Below are 18161 nucleotides of genomic sequence, written 5' to 3' on the forward strand. Positions count from 1 at the left end.
TTAATCATACTTTTTCCTTAAAATCTTATCATCAAAACTCCTCTAAAATTTCTGCGTTTATGTCAGGCGAGGAATTTTTTCTTTGATTCATTTGTTCTTTTACCATTTCTATTAAACGATCGTTGCAGTATTCAGCAATTTCTGGATAGTTGTCTGCCGTCTCTTCTAAAGGCGTTATCACAGATGGATCGCTAATATCTATACCCAATTCCATCCACTTCCTAGTTGCCTGCACAGCTATATTGACCACCTTTTCTAGTTCAGGTAGGTAGTTAATTATCCCATTCAAAGGATTTAATTTCGAGATTTCTTCTACAGAAATAGACAGATTTTCTAGTTGCTTTTTCTGGAGTGATTTAAGGTCTTTATCTTTTGCAAATACTGAAAAAAGCGAAAATGTTCCCGCTTCTAAGATTTTTTTATGAAGGAGTGAAAAAGGTTGCCGACCTTCAACCGGAATATTATCCCAATAATTAGTAGCAAGTTCTCGGAATAGTTGATATGCTCTAACATAATGTACGCATCTATCTATCTCATCTTTTGTAGTGCTCGCTAGATCGATCAAGCCCAGAGCCTCATACAATATTTGACAAGTCTTTAAATCCTTACTACAATCATCAGTGAATTTTTTTATTATCTCCTTTAACTTTTCGTCTAAAGATATTTTCCAAGCGTATTTTCCAATGTCATAAAGTACGAATTCGTTCACCTCTTCAAACTTCTTTGATATTACAAATAACTCTTCAGCAGTTAAATGTTCATGTATTACTCCCTCCTCGGCAAATGATGTACTACTTCTTTCCTCTGACTTCGTGTCCTTCGCGTCTTCGTGGTTAAATAATTTGATATTCTTCCAATGGGAAGGAGCTAAACTATTTATTTCATCAATTTTAGTAGTAAGTATTAATATTAAACTATCAAATTCAGAAATAACAAATTCCGTTTCGAGCTTTTGCCTAGCTTCCTCTATTTTCGTTTTAATACTAGAGCTGAGAGCTTGAAAGCTATCTAAAACAAACTGTGTCATAGCATTTAACCTCGCAACAGTTGGCTGACTTGGACTAATCAAACTAGGTTTACTGGCATTCTATCATAACCACACAAATAGTGCATGAAAGGCCGATCGCACTTCCCGTAACTCCTCCAAGACTTAAAAACAGAAAGTCCGCCCAGGCGGACTTCGTTTGTCTAGAACCACACATCAGTCTAGCCGACTAATCACTCCAAATTCAAAACACAATCAGGAAAACGAGTGTTCACACAAACCACCGGGCCCAAATTCGTCCCCCGTAAATTGGCACGTTCCAAATCAGCCTGACGAAAATCCCTCGCCGCATCTATATTTGTACCACTCAATTGAACCTTAGTCAGCCTAGTATTAGACAAAATAGCATTCTGCAAATTCGTATCCCGCACATCCGCAAAAGACAAATCAGCCCCACTTAAATTCGCTCGACTGAAATTAACTCTAAACAAAAGCGATCGCCTCAAATCACTATTCGACAAATTAGCTTGCAACAAATAAGATTCCGCCAAATTAGCCCCAAAAAGTTTAGCACCACGCAAATCAGCCATCGTCATATTTGCCCTACCCAAAAAAGCATTAGACAAATTCGCACTGCGCAGATTAGCACTATCCAAATCCGCACCATACAAATCAGCATTAACTAAATTAGCACCAGCCAAATTAGCATCAGTTAAATCCGCTTGAATCAAATTAGCTTCATAGAGATTTGCTCCGCTTAAATCAGCTCCTTTCAACTTAGCTCTATACAAGCTAGCCTTGAACAAATCAGCATTTCTCAAATCGCAGCCTTCACACTCCTTAGTTTCCAACAACTGGCGGACATGATCGGCATTTTGAGCTTTCACCGGAACTGCTAGCCAAAGCGAGGCTAAAATTGTCGTTACAGTTGCTAAAATCTTAACTTTCATAAACAAACCTCACAGATTCCATGTTTTTCATCAAGTATATGCCAGATCTATAAATCCCCCTAGGGACACGGCATTGCCGTGTCCTAATTAATTAATTAAGTAAGGAGACGGCATTGCCCATTGGTGTCAACTTAACGTCAAATGTAGTCAGAGACTTCTGTTTGACTCTTAGATTTTGATCCCCCCTAGCCCCCCTTAAGAAGGGGGGGACAAGAGTCTTCTCAAAGTCCCCCGACCTAAGGGGGATTTAGGGGGATCTAGACTTAGGTAAAAACGAAATTTATCAAGGCTTTCAGGCTTAAGTTGACACCTATGGGCGAAAGCCTTTGTCCCTACTACTTAATTAAGCCTCATCTAAAGCCGCAACACCAGGCAATTCCTTACCTTCAAGCAACTCCAAACTAGCACCGCCACCAGTAGAAATGTGGCTCATTTCTGAACCCAAATTCAACTGTTCAACAGCCGCCACCGAGTCACCACCACCGATAATTGTGGTAGTACCAGTTTTAGTGATTCCAGCCAAAGAATGAGCGATACCTTCAGTACCCGCAGCAAACTTCTCCATCTCAAACACGCCCATCGGTCCGTTCCAGATGACTGTTTTGCAATCGGCCAAAGCAGCTTGGAAAGTTTTGACCGAATCCGGACCGATATCCAAACCCATCCAACCATCAGGAATGCTCTCAACGGAGACAGTTTCAGTATTAGCATCACCAGCAAACTTATCAGCAACTACCACATCAGTAGGTAACAGAAAAGCAACTCCCCGTTCCTTCGCCTTAGCTTCCAAAGACTTAGCCAATTCCAGCTTGTCATCTTCCACCAAAGACTTACCAACGCTCAAGCCACGAGCCTTGTAGAATGTGAAAACCATGCCACCGCCCAAGAGCAATTTGTCGCACTTCTCCAGCAGTTTTTCAATGACTCCAATCTTGCTAGAAACCTTAGAACCGCCGATAATGGCAGCTAAAGGACGTTGAGGATTGTCGATCGCACTACCAAGATACTGCAACTCCTTCTCCATCAAAAAGCCAGCCACAGAAGGACTCAGATACTTAGTAACACCCTCAGTAGAAGCATGAGCCCGGTGAGCAGTGCCAAAAGCATCATTCACATACAAATCGGCCACAGAAGCTAACTTCTTAGCAAATTCAGGGTCATTTGCCTCCTCTTCTGGGTAAAAGCGGACATTTTCCAGCAACACCACATCGCCATCTTGCATCGCCGCGACAGTAGCAGCGACTTCATCACCGATGCAGTCGTCAGTCTTTTTGACTTCTTTACCCAACAATTCCGACAGTCGCTTAGCAACAGGAGTCAAGCGCAACTTCTCAGTCACGCCCTTGGGACGGCCGAAGTGGCTGCACAAAATCACCTTAGCGCCCTTGGATGCTAAATCTTGAATTGTCGGCAGAGCAGCCCGGATGCGAGTATCATCGGTGATACTGCCGTTGTCGAGTGGCACGTTAAAGTCCGCCCGCACCAATACCCGTTTTCCCGATAAGTCCGATGCCGATAAATTTGCTACAGTTTTTTTTGTCACAGGATTAACCTCCTAAATATGTGTCTTTTTGTTGAATTCCGTTGTAATGGTGGCACTGGTCACTGGTACTTGGGCCTCGGACGCATTCAAACGCGCCCGTACAAAAAACGGAAGATGGAACAAACGGCACTAATTGGTTCAACCTAAACATTTTATCGGAGTCCGTGTCCCGGAGATGTGCAGTATGTTCAAGACTGTCTTATTTCCAGTAGATCAAAGCCGAGAAGCCCGCGAGGCTGCCGAAAAGGTTGTCAATATTGTGAAAACCTATGGTGCTCGTTTAGTGATTCTGTCGGTAGTCGAACCCCCAGCCGAGGGTGGCGAATCCCCGCCGCGAGAAACAATGGCTTCACCCGAAGCCGTCGCCAAACTGCTGTCTGATGCTCAGGCGATGTTCTCCCAGCAGGGAATTCAAGCTGAAATCATTGAACGGGAAGGCAAGCCTGCTTTCACGATTTGTGATGTGGCTGACGAAATTGGGGCTGATTTGATTGTGATGGGCTGTCGAGGGATGGGTTTAACTGATGATGGGGCGTCTGACAGCGTTACCAGTCGGGTGATAAACTTATCTCCTTGTGCAGTTTTGATTGTGCCTTAGTCATTGGTCAGTAGTCATTGGTCAGTAGTCATTGGTCAGTAGTCATTGGTCAGTAGTCATTGGTCAGTAGTCATTGGTTAGTAGTCATTGGTTATTGGTTGAATGATAACTGCCAACTGACTACTGCCAACTGACTAATGCCAACTGACTAATGCCAACTGACTAATGACTGTTGACTGTTAACTGTCAACTGTTGACTAATAACTGTCAACTGTCAACTGTCAACTGTCAACTAATGACTAATGACTAATGACTAATAACTAATAACTAATAACTCATGAAAATTCACTGGTATCCCGGTCACATTGCCAAAGCGGAACGGGCATTAAAAGAACAACTAAAGCGAGTAGATGTGGTGCTCGAAGTCCGAGATGCCCGCATTCCTTTGGCTACTCACCATCCCCAAATGCTGAATTGGGTGGGCAGCAAAGCACGCATCTTAGTTATTAATCGGATGGATATGATTTCGCCTCGCTTGCGGGAGGAATGGGAAAGCTGGTTTGAAGCAAGGGGGGAGTCGGTTTATTTTACTAATGCCGAACATGGACACGGCATAAATGCTTTGGCGGATGCTGTACAGAATGCTGGGGTGCAACTGAATCAAAGAAGATTCGATCGCGGTATGCTTCCTCGTCCTGTCCGAGCGGTGGTGATTGGCTTTCCCAATGTGGGAAAATCTGCTTTAATTAACAGGCTGTTGGGACGCAAAGTGGTAGATAGTGCGCGCAGGGCTGGAGTAACTCGATCGCTCCGATGGGTTCGCATTTCTGACCAAATTGAGTTGTTAGATACCCCCGGAGTGATTCCCACCCGCATTAACAATCAAGACAATGCCCTCAAGTTAGCTATTTGTGAAGATATTGGCGAAGCAGCTTACGACAATCAGGTAGTAGCAGCGGCGATGGTGGATTTGCTCCTGGGGCTGGAAGCTACTGATGATACTTTGATCTCAGTATCTGGTTTCAAATCCAGATATAAATTAGATGCTTTATCTAGTAATGGTGAAAATTATTTACACGAGGTAGCGAAAGAAAGACATCAAGGAGACGTGGAACGAATGGCACGGCAAATGTTGAATGATTTTAGAACTGGTGTTTTGGGTCAGCTTCCTTTGGAGTTACCGCCGATTTGAGCTAGCCGTTTAAAATCCCAAATCCACACTTGACTTGAGGGTGATGATTTTCACTTCATCGCCTATTTGTAGTATTTTTCCTGATAAGCGATCGGGTACTCGCGTGTTAATGTTAAGTTGCGACAAGTGATTTAAAGGCAATTGTCTGGCGGAATCAGCTATGGTTTTATGCCGCTTGGCTGTGAATACATTTTGAAAATTTGGATAAACTTCTTCCCTCAAATAAGGGCGCGACGATAGGATAGAACGTTGGCTGGGATTAAGAGCTTCAAATGTGATTGTTCCTATTTGCAACCTAACAATTTCTTCATTGGCTGTAAACAGTTGGTCTTCCCAAAACGGTGGCACGTCTCCAATTTCAATATTAGCTCGTAAGTGCTGTCGCATTTCATTCACACAAACTCTGGGAAACCAAGATGCAATTTCTGCAATTGTTTCGGTACTGATGATGGTTGGTCCCGGTGCTGCGGGATTTTCGGGAAAGCCGGTTAGCAAGTTCTCAACTAACTTGACACGGAAACCGAAGTAGTTAGTCAACCAAGATTGTATTCTGGTGCGTTCTCGATCGATGTGAAAAAATAGTTCTTGTTCAGTGCCTTGAATTTTGAGACCAACGATGTTATTGCTGATATTAAAGGATAAACGTAGAAAACAAGCTCCGTTGTGGCGCTGGCAGTTCACAAATTCACCTTGCTCGTCACAGATAGCAAAGGAGCGATCGCCTTTTAGAGCCCCGCTAGGAAGAAGAGTTGCTTGACTGACAGCTAGGCCGTCTAGGGATTTGATTGGATAGATATGAATACTGGCAACGTAAGCCATTTCGATTTATTGAGCAAAATTATTGTCAATCTCCAATTATAGCTTTTATTTGGTATTAACGTGGTAATAATTTATAATTATTCATCATTTTTTAAAATTAGTGAGAGACTGCTTGTAAAGAAACAATAAAAAAATTAGTCAAAATTTATTGTACATATTATGCTCAGAATGTTTAACGCTGAAAGAGAGTTATAAATAATGATGGAACCAAAACAAACAGGCGGGATGTCGAGGCGGAATGCCATCTTGATGGCTGGTGCAGGGGCGCTGGTGGCAGCCATTGCACCAGGAGTCTTAAAAGTGGAAGCGGCGAATGCTAACACAGAGGCCAGCCCAAACATCACTTCTGATGCCGCACTCCAGAAATTGATGGATGGGAATCGGCGCTACATTCAACAAAAACGGACATTTCCCGACCAAGGTCGATCGCGCATTGTAGAAGTAGCAAAGGGTCAACATCCCTTTGCGATCGTTCTTTGCTGTTCCGATTCGCGGGTGGTTCCCGAAATTCTTTTTGACCAAGGATTGGGGGATTTATTTGATATCCGAGTAGCTGGAAATGTCCTAGACGATGCTGTTATCGGAACCATGGAATATGGTGTCGCAGAATTGGGTACTCCCTTGGTTATCATCCTGGGTCACGAACGTTGCGGTGCTGTCAAAGCAGCTTTAGACGGCAAACCAGTTCCCGGTAAAATTGGCAGTTTGGTGGCGGCGATTCAACCGGCGGTTGATTCGATCAAAGGTCAACCGGGGGATGCCTGGGATAACGCAGTCAAAGCTAATGTGAAAATGAACGTAAGTAAGTTAAAACAATCATCACCAATTATAGCTGAAGCAGTTAAATCAGGCAAACTTAAAGTGGTTGGGGGACGCTATGATTTGGATACTGGTACGGTAGAGATGGTTGGTTAATTTGCTTGATTGTATCTGACATTTTGACTATTTTTATGAACAGGCAAGATGCTTGTTCCACCAATAGGGCATTTGATTGTGGGGTGGGCAGGAGAGCCCGCCCACAAAAGGCATCATCTCAGTTAGATTAACCCCATCTCTTGCAGTCCCCGGCGCAGGCGTTCTGCTTCAAAAGGACGGCGCTGTTCGTGAAGGGCGATCGCCCTTTTGAATTCTGCTAAACTCTCAGGCATTTTACCAATTTTCAGCAGCGCTACGGCCAAGTTTTGATGTGCTTCCGCGTGTTCGGGAGCGATTTTAATTGCTTGTCGATAATAGGCGATCGCATCTGTCAAATTCCCCGCGGCTTTCAGCGTTAGTCCTAAATTATAGTGACCAGTGGCAAAAGTGGGGTCAATTTTCAAAGCAGCTTTGTAAGCCATTTGGGCACTGGTCAAATCTCCCTCATCTTTGAGCAAATTTCCCAAATTATTGTAAGCACCCAACTTAATCGGTGGGAATACTTTGGTATTAATTGCTGCTTGATAGTGTTCCTTGGCTTTCACAAATTGCTGTTGGTGGCGGTAAGCAATTCCCAAATGATAGTTAAGTTCGTAAACAATAGAATCATCAATGGGGACAACAGTCAAGCCCTTAGTTAATAAATCTATTCCCCGCTGAATTTGTCCGCTTTCTACATATAAAGCGCCTAATTTACTACAAGCATAGGCATCGTTTGGATAATAGGTGATATATCTTTCCATTGCCACTTGAGCTTTTTGGAATTTGTGTTTAGTGGCGATCGCATCTTGTTGATAACCAGAGTGCAAAATCGCTACATCCGCCAAAGCAACTATTTTCCACTCCGGTTCCCTCTGCAAAATCTCAGCCACGCTGTCGTCTACCATGGCGTGATAAGGTCGAGAAAACCGGATATCGTGGCGATGGCGAAACAACCGCGACACGAGAGAATAGGGAGATTGAGAAGCACCGATTTCTTGACGGATCAGATTGATTACTAAAGTGCGATCGCCCTGAATTCCCTGCTTAATGTGAGGTACAATCTCCGGTACCAGCACTTCATCGGCATCCAACACTAAAATCCAGTCACCCGTGGCGTACTTGAGACACTCATTGCGGGCGGCTGCGAAGTCATCGCCCCATTCAAAGTGATAGACTCTCGCCCCGAATTCTCGTGCAATTTCACAAGTGCGATCGCCCGAACCCGTATCCAGCACCACCATTTCGTCAACAACATCCTTAACACTAGCCAAAGTCCGCAGTAGGGTTGCTTCTTCATTCTTTACAATCATGCACAAACTTAGATCCATCGGGCCCAATCTTTCCTATTTTTAAAGAATTATTGTAGTTTGATTGAGAAGTAAAAAATCAAAACGTCAAGCCAAAGTTGTCATTTTCCCTTCAGCATCCAGCCTATAGCAGTCCTTGCAGGAGTCGTAAAGTTTTTTACCCCACCCCAACCCTCCCCTTATTAAGGTCCGGGAGTAAGAAATTCACAAATGATTTAGGATTGCTATAGTTACTTTCTAGCTTTTACCTTTCTTCACTAAAAAGGTGGGGTTAACTCTTTTGACATACTCAACGACCTCAAAATTTTAACTATTCCTGATAAATCGTACCACTTTAGGTTCCTCCCTACGGTAGAGACAACCAATCAATATCTGTTGCTATTCTAAGAACATAAGACAAGGGACAAAACAGTTTAGGATTCAGGAGAAAAAGAAATGGGCATTATCGCATGGATTGTTTTAGGACTCATTGCCGGCGCGATCGCTAAAGCTATTTATCCCGGACAACAAGGCGGCGGTTTCCTCGCTACAACAGGTTTAGGAATTTTGGGAGCGCTAGTGGGAGGTTATTTAGGTCAAGTCTTTCTGGGGACGAGCGGGGGAGCATCCTTCGGCGCATTAACACTACCTAGCGTTGCTTTTGCCGTCCTAGGTGCGATCGTTCTACTTTTCATCTGGGGTTTATTAACTCAACGTACCGTATAAAAAATATTGTCAATCCCCAGTCGATAATTTTAACAATCCTCCAGGCAGAATACTGGAGGATTGTTATTTGAGTAAGAATTAATAGCAGTTGCCCTGGGGCTTGGACGGTTGCTATATAACTCATCTCAATATCAATTAATCAATCCGAAAATTGAAAGGCAAGCGAACATAAACTCCCTGGGGATCGTTCATCGACTGCACCACGGCAAGTTCCTGCTGCATTTTATGCACTTCTGCCGTCAGGGGATCGAGTTTGACTGCGGCTTTGGTGGCGCGCACGCCGGACAGTTTTTCCAAAATGCGCTCCTCCAAACTGCGACGTTTCGGATATTCTTCCAATTGCCAATCATTCCCTAGTTTAGCTTGTTTGACGGCTTCTTTGATAGCATCTTCAAGACCCCCAATTCGATCGACTAAACCCAACTCCTTAGCGGCCGCACCAGACCAAACTCGGCCTTGAGCAATTTCCTGTACCTTTTCTTTGGGCAGTTTGCGAGAATCGGCGACTTTAGTAATAAATCGATCGTAAATGCGATCGACAACCCTCTGAATATTAGCCAATTCTTGAGGATTTTTCGGGCGAGAAATCGTGTTAGTATCAGCAAAGCGACCTGTTTTGACGACATCCCAAGTTACGCCGTTGTTGGTAGCTAATTTTTCGACGTTGGGTAGCATTCCAAAAACGCCAATGGAACCAGTAATCGTATTGGATTCAGCAAAAATCTGGCTGGAACCCATAGAAATCCAATAGCCACCGGAAGCTGCTAAATTACCCATGGAAACGATGGTGGGTTTTTTCTTAGCAGTGAGTACCACTTCCCGTCCGATGACTTCAGATGCCGTGACACTTCCTCCGGGACTGTTGACGCGCAAAACTACGGCTTTTACATCGTTATCTTCTCGGATTTTACGCAATTCTTGAGCGATGCGATCGCCTCCTACTTGATTCACGCCCCCTTCGCCGTCTACAATTTCTCCCTCGGCATAAAGAACAGCCACTTGCTTGTGATTATCAGCGCGATTCGAGTTTTTATTTTCCGCAATTTTGGCGTAATTTTTCAGACTAATTTGTTTGAAAGATTTGTTTTCTCCATCGGTTCCGGTTAGTTTCTTAAGTTCGGTGACAATTTCGTCAAAGTATGCAACTTTATCAACTAACTTGCTGTTGAGAGCTTCCTCAGCCATCAACGTGCCACCATTATCTGCGATCGCCTGCAATTGCGGCACAGTCAATTTGCGGTTTGGCCCCACAGTTGTGAGATATTCACCCCAAATATCTCCCAACAACTTTTGAGTTTGCTGACGATTTTCGGGGCTCATTTTTTTCAGCAAAAATGGTTCGACTGCGGACTTATATTTGCCGACGCGAGTAACTTGAACTCCCACTCCATATTTTTCTAAAGCGCCCGCAAAAAACATCGTCTGACTGCTAAAACCGTTGATTTCCACAGAACCAAAGGGATTGATAGCAATGGTATTTGCCACTGAACCGAGGTAATATTCTCGCTCATTCCAATCCATTTCATAAGCAAAAATTGGTTTTTTGGCATCTCGAAAACGCTGCAATGCCGATCGCACTTCTTTGAGATTAGCAAACCCACTGCCACCAGAATCAGAATTACCTTCGAGATAAATACCAACGATTTTCGGATCTTTTTTCGCAGATGCGATCGCATCTAAAACAGTACGCAGAGTCACAGTATCCGAACCATCATCAGAAAGCACTTCTTCAATAGCAGCCCCGGTACTGCGGCTGGGTTTGCTGTCAGTAATATTGAGAGAAAGATCTAATACTAATACAGACTTATCTTTAACTTGCGGCCCCGAATCTTTAGACGACGACGCAGCCATAGCAATTAGAATTACGAGTCCTCCCAATCCTATGCTACCGATCAAAACTAATCCTAGGAGGCTTCCCAACAAACTTGCAAACGTATATTTTAGGAAATCTTTCATTTAATTAATTGGTAATTGGCCAAACAGGGAATTGGGAATTGGGAATTGGGAATTGGGAATTGGGAATTGGGAATTGGGAATTGGGAATTGGGAATTGGGAATTGGGAATTGGGAATTGGGAATTGGGAATTGGTAAGTAGCAACTAACCACTGCCAACTAACCACTGCCAACTGTCAACTGTCAACTGTCAACTATCAACTGCCAACTAACCACTGCCAACTGTCAACTGTCAACTGTCAACTATCAACTGCCAACTCCCAACTGACATCCTTCTATCTTAACCTTTCCAAAACTCCAGAATGTTGTAACTCATCAAGGTTAGCGCAGCCGGTACAGAACATCACTGTGGCAATCTCTGCAATTAAAACCTCAACCAAAAGCTCTAAAGCTGATTCCGATGCCGCTGCTGCTTGCAAAAACGGCCTCGCCAGCCCCGCCATATCCGCACCTAGGGCGATGGCCTTGGCTGCATCCAAACCATGCTGCAAGCCTCCAGAAGCAATCAGAGGAACATCAGGCGCTGCGGCGCGGGTACTGACAATGCACTCGGCTGTCGGTATTCCCCAGTCAGCAAAGGTTGCGCCCAATCGGCGCTGCTTACTATCACGGGCACGCTCTCCTTCTATTTTCGCCCAAGAAGTGCCTCCAGCTCCAGCAATGTCGATCGCACTCACCCCTGCTGCGAGCAATTTTGTTGCCATCTTTCCTGAAATGCCATTACCAACCTCTTTCGCAATTACAGGTACTGGCAATTTTTCGCACAATTTGGCAATCTGATCGAGGAGTCCTTTAAAGTTAGTATCACCTTCAGTTTGAACGCACTCTTGCAGAGGATTGAGGTGCAAAATTAGAGCATCAGCTTCCAGAAGATCGACAATTTTTTGGCACTGTGCCAAACCGTAATTATAGTTTAACTGAACTGCACCGATATTAGCAAATAACAGAATATCAGGAGCGCGGCGGCGGACTGCAAAGGTATCAGCGAGTTGAGGATTTTCGATGGCGATGCGCTGGGAACCGACACCCATAGCAATTTTGTATTTTTGAGCGACATCGGCGAGGCGATAATTGATAGTCTGGGCTAATTCAGTGCCACCAGTCATGGAAGAAATTAGCAGAGGTGCCGCTAATTTTTTCCCCATAAATGTTGAGGTTAAATCGATTTCAGTGCGATCGAGTTCTGGCAAACAGCAGTGAGTAAAACGGTAGCGTTCAAAGCCGCTAGTAGTTTCGCGGAATTGTACATCTTCTTCGATGCAGAGCCGGAGGTGGTCTGCTTTACGGGTTTCAATGGGCGAGGGCGGGGTTAGGGACAGGTTCACAGGGGAGTTCACAGTAGGATTTTTGGGGTTAAACTATCATCTTAATTCTACTCTTTTATTGCGCTCCAGGAACAGTCATTGACACGCCATTATCCGTCGGTTTAAACTTCAATAAAAAAGGCACAGCTTTTTGCACCCAATCTTTGACAGGCGTGTAATTAGCAGCATCTTCTCCGAAACAAATTTCCAGCATATCCGTGTGAATTATCCCCGGATTTAAAGGAATCGCCGCCATCCCCAGTGGCAATTCTTGAGCTAAGGCTTTGGTAAGTCCTTCTATGGCCCATTTAGAAGCACAATAGGGAGCCACTTCCGGTGAAGTTGACCTGCCCCAACCAGAAGTGAAATTAACCACAATCCCGCTTTTTTGGGCAATTATTGCTGGAACAAAGTGGCGAATCACATTCGCAACACCTTTAATATTAACATCAATTACCTGGGAAAACTCTTCACTGCTGACATCCCACAGGGGCGCGAGATGATTGATGACACCTGCATTGTTAATCAGCAAATCGGGAGGGGAGTAATCTGCTAGGATTTCGGCTGCCCAATTTTTTACTTGGGCGTCCACTGCGACATCTAAACACGTAAAATTGTGAGGGGTGCTATATTTTTGTGTGAGTTTTTCCACTGCTTCAGGAGAACGAGCGCAGCCTAAAACAGTATGTCCAAGGTCAATAAACTTTTCAGTCATCGCCAAACCAAGACCGCGACTTACTCCTGTAATTAAAATGATTTTTTTCATAAATTTGTGTGAATTGTTAAATAAAGTAATAGAATACATTGTACATAGGTAATTGACAATTTTATAGGCAGGAATTGATTATGAAAGTAAAAGCAGCGGTTGCTCGTAGCGCCGGGAAACCTTTAACCATTGAAATGGTCGATTTATCAGGTCCCGAAGCCGGAGAAGTGCTGGTGGAAATTAAAGCCACGGGTCTGTGCCATACTGACGCTTACACTCTTTCGGGTGCCGATCCTGAAGGTTTGTTTCCGGCTATTTTAGGTCATGAGGGAGCTGGTATTGTCGCAGAAGTAGGAGCGGGAGTAACTAGCGTCAAAGTGGGCGATCGAGTAATTCCACTATACATTCCCGAATGTCGCAACTGCGAATATTGTTTGAGCTACAAAACCAATCTCTGTCAAGCAATTCGAGTGACTCAAGGACAAGGCGTGATGCCCAATGGCACCAGCAGGTTTTCCCTAGACGGGGAGAAAATTCATCATTACATGGGAACTTCCACCTTTGCCAATTATACAGTATTACCAGAAATTGCGGTAGCAAAAATTCGTGATGACGCTCCCTTCGATCGAGTTTGTTTAATTGGTTGCGGAGTAACAACAGGCATCGGCGCTGTCATCAACACAGCCAAAGTAGAACCAGGTTCTAATGTGGTAGTTTTCGGTTTAGGAGGGGTGGGTTTGAATATAATTCAAGCCGCTAGGATGGTAGGAGCTAATATGATTGTCGGCGTAGATATCAATGCCGAAAAACGAGCAATGGCGGAAAAATTCGGCATGACTCACTTTGTAAATCCCCGCGAAATCGAGGTAGATTTAGTTGCTTATTTGGTAGATTTAACCAAAGGGGGAGCTGACTACAGTTTTGAATGTATAGGTAATATCAATGTCATGCGTCAAGCCTTAGAATGCTGCCACAAAGGCTGGGGAGTGAGTGTCATTGTCGGCGTAGCAGGAGCAGGCCAAGAAATTAGTACCCGCCCATTTCAGTTAGTAACAGGCAGAGTGTGGAAAGGCACAGCTTTTGGCGGAGCCAAAGGCAGAACCGATGTGCCAAAAATAGTGGATTGGTACATGAACGGAAAAATTGATATTGATAGTTTAGTAACCAATGTAATGCCAATCGAGAAAATCAATGAAGCCCTGGATTTAATGAAAAAAGGCGAAGTAATTCGCACAGTTTTGACCTTTTAAAAGAAGTCAAGGAGGGCCACCACTCTTGGCACGGCCCCTACAAGCGAATCAAACTTCTCAATTATCTCTTCCTCTGCGCCCTCTGCGCCCTCTGCGGTAAAAAAATCCATCCCCAAAAAAAAGAGAATTAACATGATATCCCAATCGCTAAAACTCCACCAACAATATAAAAGCTGCGGCGGAAAACTCGGCTATTATAGCCATCAATCCTCAGCCTGCAATAGCGAAATGAAATTCGCAGTTTACCAACCACCACAAGCCGAACATCAACCCGTACCAATCCTGTATTTCCTCTCAGGATTAACCTGCACAGAAGAAAACTTCACGATCAAATCTGGAGCCCAACAATTTGCAGCAAAATATGGATTAATGCTAGTAGTGCCGGATACTAGCCCGCGCCATACAGGAATTCCCGGCGAAGACGACAATTCGGATTTGGGAAGTGGGGCGGGTTTTTATATTGATGCGACAGCCGCACCTTGGAATGCTCACTATCGGATGTACAGTTATGTTGTCGATGAATTACCTAAATTAATCGCTGAAAACTTTCCAGTCATGCCGGAAAAACAGGGAATCTTCGGTCATTCTATGGGGGGACATGGGGCTTTAATTTGTGCGTTAAAAAATAGCGATCGCTATCTTTCAGTTTCTGCTTTTGCGCCTATTTGCGCGCCCATGCACACCCCTTTGGGACAAAAAATATTCAGCCACTACCTCGGTGACAATCGGGAGGATTGGCGGGCTTGGGATGCGAGTGAATTAGTGCTGAAAGCACCATATAACGGTTCAATTTTAATTGATTGTGGCACGGCAGATTCGTTTCTAGCTGAGGGGCAATTGTTGCCGGAAGTTTTTGCAGAAGCTTGTGCAAAAGCTGGACAGCAGTTAAATTTAAGAATGCAGGAAGGTTACGATCACAGCTATTATTTTGTGGCGAGTTTTATGGAGGATCATATTCAGCATCATGCTGCTGTTTTGTGCGGGTAGTTTGTAGCAGGAAGCAGCCGCCTGTTAACTGGTTTAACTGGTTCCTAGGAAGAGCCTGGGAACCGATGTCACTCTTGCTCTGCCTCGAATTAACTGGTTCCTAGGAAGAGCCTGGGAACCGATGTCACTCTTGCTCTGCCTCGAATGGCTGCCATCAAATTTGGAGGCAGAGCCTCCGGATCTACGTTACCAGGCCAGAGCCTGGTAACGAGTGAATGGCTGCCATCAAATTTGGAGGCAGAGCCTCCGGATCTACGTTACCAGGCCAGAGCCTGGTAACGAGTGAAACGAGTGAATTATGGATTAATTTAGGGTAATCGGAAATACCCAGTCTTTGTACTTGCTATCGCGATTTTCGATAATTCCAGTCAATTTTTCCAATATCTTTTCAGTGATGGGTCGCTCTTTTGGTAAATGATAGTTTTCGATGCGCTTAATTGGGGTAACTTTAGCTGCGGTGCCGCACAGGAATATTTCATCAGCAATCAATAATTCTGATTTGTCAACTGGTCTTTCTATGACTTCGATTCCTAAGTCTCTGGCGATAGTTATTACGCTGTCTCTGGTGATTCCTTCGAGAATGTCTTGCTCGAAACCTGGTGTCACTAATTTACCGTTTCGGGCGACAAATATATTCATCCCTGAAGCTTCGCTGACTTTGCCTTGACTATTCATCATGATAGCTTCATCAAAGCCAGATTGTACTGCTTCTGTTTTGGCTAAGGCTGAGGTAATGTAAGCGCCGCTAATTTTTCCTCTCAAGGGTAAACTGCGGTCTTCTTGGCGGTACCAGGAACTAATTCTACAGTTGACTCCTTCCTTGGGTAAGTAGTCTGATAGTTCTAATCCGTAGACAAAAAAGTCTGTTTCTACGTTGTGGAGTCGGGGGGCGATTCCCAAACTTGAGGTGTAGATAAATGGGCGGATATAAAAAGATTGGGTAGGCTGATTTTTCTTGACAAAATCAACGATGATTGATTGGATTTTGTCGGCGGCCAAATCGCATTGCAGGAAGCTGGCACTTTGGCTTAATCTTTGACAGTGGCGGTCTAGTCTAAATAGTAAGATGCGATCGCCATTTTCGGGGTCGGGAATTCCGCGCAAACCGCCCAAGACTCCGGTTCCGTAGTGCAGTGCGTGGGTGGCTATGGAGATTTTGGCGTCGGTAAATGGGAGAAATTGATTTTGAAAGTAGGCAAAAGGGAGAAAACTATCCATGATTCAAGCTGGCGATGAGTTTTGCAGTCCGCGAGGAAAGGTGAATTTGGTTATATTACCATAAGTTATTATTTTGTTGTTTAAGGGAATTGTAAAACTTTAAAAAGTTATCTCCTTTTGGTTGATAATTGTTTTGGGAAAGATTAGATTCAATTACAAATCAAAAGTAACAAAGAGGTAGCTATGGCGCGGAAATGTTTTATTATTGAAATGGGTATGGGTATCGACCAGCACGGGCAAGAACCGACGGTAGCGGCGGCTAGGGCGGTCCGAAATGCGATCGCCAATAATGCTTTACTCGGTGTCTGGGAAGTGGCGGGTTTGACTGACCCAAATCAAATGATTGTGGAGGTAAAGGTGGCGGTTCCTTACCCGGAACAAGTGCGAAGGGATGAGGTTTTGGCGGTATTGCCTTTTGGGGAAAAATCTCTGATTGTTGAGCAAGGTGGGATGGTGGTGGCTGGAAGGGCGATCGCCTCTCTGAATGATAAAAATGATGAAATGTTGATTGCGGTGGCTGCGGTGACAGTTTTTGTGGACACTCAGGACTGATTTGTAGTTATTTGAATAAATGGGTGAAGTGCGAAGTGCGATCGCGCTAACCCCGATCTAGTAAAACAATTTAAACAAACACAAATATAAAATTATAACACCATGTTAAAAGAAGTTAGAATAGAAAATTACAAATCGATCCACAAGCTGAAACTGGAGTTAGGACGAGTCACCGTGTTGATTGGTGAGAATGGTTGCGGCAAGAGTAATATCTTAGAGGCGATCGCCTTGGCTTCTGCGGCGGCTGATGATAAACTGGATAATGAGTTTCTCGCATCTAGGGGCATTAGGGTGACAGAACCTCAATTAATGCGATCGGCTTTTGAAAAAGATAATTCTGCACGCGATATAAAACTCTCCTTATTCGGACAAAATAGCCAAGAATTTAGTTTTGTACTCCACAATGACAATCAGCCCTATTCTCAGTGGCTAAACAGAGAAGCAGACAAGAGATTTATTCTTAAGTTTAGAGATTATTTAAATACATTTAACGGTGATAAAGAAGAATTAATCAAAAGTTTTATGGATGACGATCAAATATTTATTAATATTTTTAATGCACCAATTAACAAGCTAATTGATTCAGTAAAACTACACAATTTTTTGATTTATTCTCCAGAGAATTACTCTTTGCGGATATTTGAACGAGAAGATCAAATTCAACCGCTAGGGATTTACGGTGAAGGCTTATTTAAGCTATTACAAGTTTTGAGTTTAGAAGAAAATCAGGAAAAACTTACAGAAATTAAGGCTTTACTTCGGTTAATAGATTGGTTTAAAGATTTTGAAATTCCTCACACCTCTAGCGATTTTGAATACAACCTTCAAATTGCCGACAGGTACTTAGACCCAGATTTAATTTACTTCGATCAAAGAAGCTCTAATGAAGGATTTTTGTTTTTGCTTTTTTACTTTGCTTTATTTATTAGCGATATCACACCTAAATTTTTTGCAATTGATAATATTGACGCTTCCCTAAATCCTCGATTATGCCGCAGGTTAATGCAAGAATTAGTTGAATTAGCCAAAAAACACGACAAACAAGTTATCTTTACAACCCACAATCCGGCAATTTTGGACGGTTTGGATTTAAAGGATAACGAACAGCGACTGCTTGTGATTTCCCGCAACCAATTAGGTCATACTAAAGCTAGACGCATTCTCAAACCTGAACCTCTGGAAAGACAGGAACCTGTAGATTTATCAGAGGCATTTTTGAGAGGCTATATCGGCGGACTTCCTAAGAATTTTTAA

At 43.7% G+C, this 18161-nt stretch carries 18 protein-coding genes; 9 read left to right on the forward strand and 9 right to left on the reverse strand.

Features of this window, described 5'->3' with window-relative positions:
- Positions 1-31: 31 nt before the first annotated feature.
- The 3 genes from P2A85_RS01855 to P2A85_RS01865 form a co-directional block, all read right to left on the reverse strand.
- On the reverse strand, positions 32-1027 hold the full coding sequence (locus P2A85_RS01855; RefSeq protein WP_377477221.1) for a hypothetical protein: 996 nt from the start codon (positions 1025-1027) through the stop codon (positions 32-34).
- Between the two features lie 191 nt (positions 1028-1218).
- Positions 1219-1935: a pentapeptide repeat-containing protein gene (locus tag P2A85_RS01860; protein ID WP_377477222.1), complete on the reverse strand. Its 717-nt coding sequence runs from the start codon at positions 1933-1935 to the stop codon at positions 1219-1221.
- 343 nt (positions 1936-2278) lie between these two features.
- Positions 2279-3478: a phosphoglycerate kinase gene (locus P2A85_RS01865; RefSeq protein ID WP_377477223.1), complete on the reverse strand. Its 1200-nt coding sequence runs from the start codon at positions 3476-3478 to the stop codon at positions 2279-2281.
- Positions 3479-3662: 184 nt separating this feature from the next.
- Here P2A85_RS01865 and P2A85_RS01870 point away from each other — a divergent pair, with 184 nt between their 5' ends.
- Entirely contained in the window at positions 3663-4076 is a 414-nt protein-coding gene (locus P2A85_RS01870; protein ID WP_377477224.1) for a universal stress protein, read from the forward strand.
- A gap of 277 nt (positions 4077-4353) precedes the next feature.
- Positions 4354-5208: a ribosome biogenesis GTPase YlqF gene (gene ylqF / locus P2A85_RS01875; protein WP_341740084.1), complete on the forward strand. Its 855-nt coding sequence runs from the start codon at positions 4354-4356 to the stop codon at positions 5206-5208.
- Positions 5209-5217: 9 nt separating this feature from the next.
- Here ylqF and P2A85_RS01880 read toward each other — a convergent pair whose 3' ends face one another.
- Positions 5218-6027, reverse strand: a complete 810-nt coding sequence (locus P2A85_RS01880) for an MOSC domain-containing protein (protein WP_377477225.1) — start codon at positions 6025-6027, stop codon at positions 5218-5220.
- A gap of 198 nt (positions 6028-6225) precedes the next feature.
- Here P2A85_RS01880 and P2A85_RS01885 point away from each other — a divergent pair, with 198 nt between their 5' ends.
- A complete protein-coding gene (locus P2A85_RS01885) occupies positions 6226-6942 on the forward strand; it encodes a carbonic anhydrase (RefSeq protein ID WP_377477226.1) in 717 nt (238 codons plus the stop codon).
- A 122-nt stretch (positions 6943-7064) separates the two neighbouring features.
- Here the strand turns inward: P2A85_RS01885 and P2A85_RS01890 are convergent, their stop codons facing one another.
- The gene (locus tag P2A85_RS01890; RefSeq protein ID WP_377477228.1) at positions 7065-8252 is read right to left on the reverse strand and encodes a tetratricopeptide repeat protein; all 1188 of its coding nucleotides are present in this window, start codon (positions 8250-8252) and stop codon (positions 7065-7067) included.
- Positions 8253-8666: 414 nt separating this feature from the next.
- Here P2A85_RS01890 and P2A85_RS01895 point away from each other — a divergent pair, with 414 nt between their 5' ends.
- The gene (locus P2A85_RS01895; RefSeq protein ID WP_371115616.1) at positions 8667-8936 is read left to right on the forward strand and encodes a GlsB/YeaQ/YmgE family stress response membrane protein; all 270 of its coding nucleotides are present in this window, start codon (positions 8667-8669) and stop codon (positions 8934-8936) included.
- A gap of 135 nt (positions 8937-9071) precedes the next feature.
- Here P2A85_RS01895 and sppA read toward each other — a convergent pair whose 3' ends face one another.
- On the reverse strand, positions 9072-10892 hold the full coding sequence (gene sppA, locus P2A85_RS01900) for a signal peptide peptidase SppA (protein WP_377477229.1): 1821 nt from the start codon (positions 10890-10892) through the stop codon (positions 9072-9074).
- Between the two features lie 8 nt (positions 10893-10900).
- Between sppA and P2A85_RS01905 the strand changes: the two genes are divergently transcribed.
- Complete coding sequence (locus P2A85_RS01905) at positions 10901-11032, forward strand: hypothetical protein (RefSeq protein WP_377477230.1); 132 nt, start codon at positions 10901-10903, stop codon at positions 11030-11032.
- Positions 11033-11165: 133 nt separating this feature from the next.
- Here the strand turns inward: P2A85_RS01905 and fni are convergent, their stop codons facing one another.
- Positions 11166-12215, reverse strand: coding sequence for a type 2 isopentenyl-diphosphate Delta-isomerase (fni, locus tag P2A85_RS01910; protein ID WP_377477231.1), 1050 nt, complete (start codon positions 12213-12215; stop codon positions 11166-11168).
- Positions 12216-12270: 55 nt separating this feature from the next.
- Complete coding sequence (locus P2A85_RS01915; RefSeq protein WP_377477232.1) at positions 12271-12960, reverse strand: SDR family oxidoreductase; 690 nt, start codon at positions 12958-12960, stop codon at positions 12271-12273.
- Positions 12961-13037: 77 nt separating this feature from the next.
- On the opposite strand from P2A85_RS01915, the gene P2A85_RS01920 reads away from it, so the two are divergent.
- Positions 13038-14150, forward strand: coding sequence for an S-(hydroxymethyl)glutathione dehydrogenase/class III alcohol dehydrogenase (locus tag P2A85_RS01920; protein ID WP_377481238.1), 1113 nt, complete (start codon positions 13038-13040; stop codon positions 14148-14150).
- 132 nt (positions 14151-14282) lie between these two features.
- Positions 14283-15137, forward strand: a complete 855-nt coding sequence (gene fghA, locus P2A85_RS01925) for an S-formylglutathione hydrolase (protein ID WP_377477233.1) — start codon at positions 14283-14285, stop codon at positions 15135-15137.
- 303 nt (positions 15138-15440) lie between these two features.
- Here fghA and P2A85_RS01930 read toward each other — a convergent pair whose 3' ends face one another.
- Positions 15441-16355, reverse strand: a complete 915-nt coding sequence (locus P2A85_RS01930; RefSeq protein WP_377477234.1) for a branched-chain amino acid transaminase — start codon at positions 16353-16355, stop codon at positions 15441-15443.
- Between the two features lie 183 nt (positions 16356-16538).
- Here P2A85_RS01930 and P2A85_RS01935 point away from each other — a divergent pair, with 183 nt between their 5' ends.
- Both P2A85_RS01935 and P2A85_RS01940 read left to right on the forward strand, forming a co-directional pair.
- Positions 16539-16907 (forward strand): Lin0512 family protein, encoded by a 369-nt coding sequence (locus P2A85_RS01935; RefSeq protein WP_341732919.1) that lies wholly within the window; start codon positions 16539-16541, stop codon positions 16905-16907.
- Positions 16908-17009: 102 nt separating this feature from the next.
- Positions 17010-18161, forward strand: a complete 1152-nt coding sequence (locus P2A85_RS01940) for an AAA family ATPase (protein ID WP_377477235.1) — start codon at positions 17010-17012, stop codon at positions 18159-18161.

Origin of the sequence: Microcoleus anatoxicus (assembly GCF_042465725.1) — a bacterium.
Lineage (GTDB): Bacteria > Cyanobacteriota > Cyanobacteriia > Cyanobacteriales > Microcoleaceae > Microcoleus > Microcoleus anatoxicus.

Bases quoted from the DNA above. Each gene is read 5' to 3' on its own strand.
- P2A85_RS01940 (WP_377477235.1), top strand. From the start codon at position 17,010: ATGTTAAAAGAAGTTAGAATAGAAAATTACAAATCGATCCACAAGCTG.
- P2A85_RS01935 (WP_341732919.1), top strand. From the start codon at position 16,539: ATGGCGCGGAAATGTTTTATTATTGAAATGGGTATGGGTATCGACCAG.
- fghA (WP_377477233.1), top strand. From the start codon at position 14,283: ATGATATCCCAATCGCTAAAACTCCACCAACAATATAAAAGCTGCGGC.
- ylqF (WP_341740084.1), top strand. From the start codon at position 4,354: ATGAAAATTCACTGGTATCCCGGTCACATTGCCAAAGCGGAACGGGCA.
- P2A85_RS01895 (WP_371115616.1), top strand. From the start codon at position 8,667: ATGGGCATTATCGCATGGATTGTTTTAGGACTCATTGCCGGCGCGATC.
- P2A85_RS01890 (WP_377477228.1), bottom strand. From the start codon at position 8,252: ATGGATCTAAGTTTGTGCATGATTGTAAAGAATGAAGAAGCAACCCTA.
- P2A85_RS01880 (WP_377477225.1), bottom strand. From the start codon at position 6,027: ATGGCTTACGTTGCCAGTATTCATATCTATCCAATCAAATCCCTAGAC.
- sppA (WP_377477229.1), bottom strand. From the start codon at position 10,892: ATGAAAGATTTCCTAAAATATACGTTTGCAAGTTTGTTGGGAAGCCTC.
- P2A85_RS01870 (WP_377477224.1), top strand. From the start codon at position 3,663: ATGTTCAAGACTGTCTTATTTCCAGTAGATCAAAGCCGAGAAGCCCGC.
- P2A85_RS01915 (WP_377477232.1), bottom strand. From the start codon at position 12,960: ATGAAAAAAATCATTTTAATTACAGGAGTAAGTCGCGGTCTTGGTTTG.
- P2A85_RS01930 (WP_377477234.1), bottom strand. From the start codon at position 16,355: ATGGATAGTTTTCTCCCTTTTGCCTACTTTCAAAATCAATTTCTCCCA.
- P2A85_RS01860 (WP_377477222.1), bottom strand. From the start codon at position 1,935: ATGAAAGTTAAGATTTTAGCAACTGTAACGACAATTTTAGCCTCGCTT.
- P2A85_RS01885 (WP_377477226.1), top strand. From the start codon at position 6,226: ATGATGGAACCAAAACAAACAGGCGGGATGTCGAGGCGGAATGCCATC.
- P2A85_RS01855 (WP_377477221.1), bottom strand. From the start codon at position 1,027: ATGACACAGTTTGTTTTAGATAGCTTTCAAGCTCTCAGCTCTAGTATT.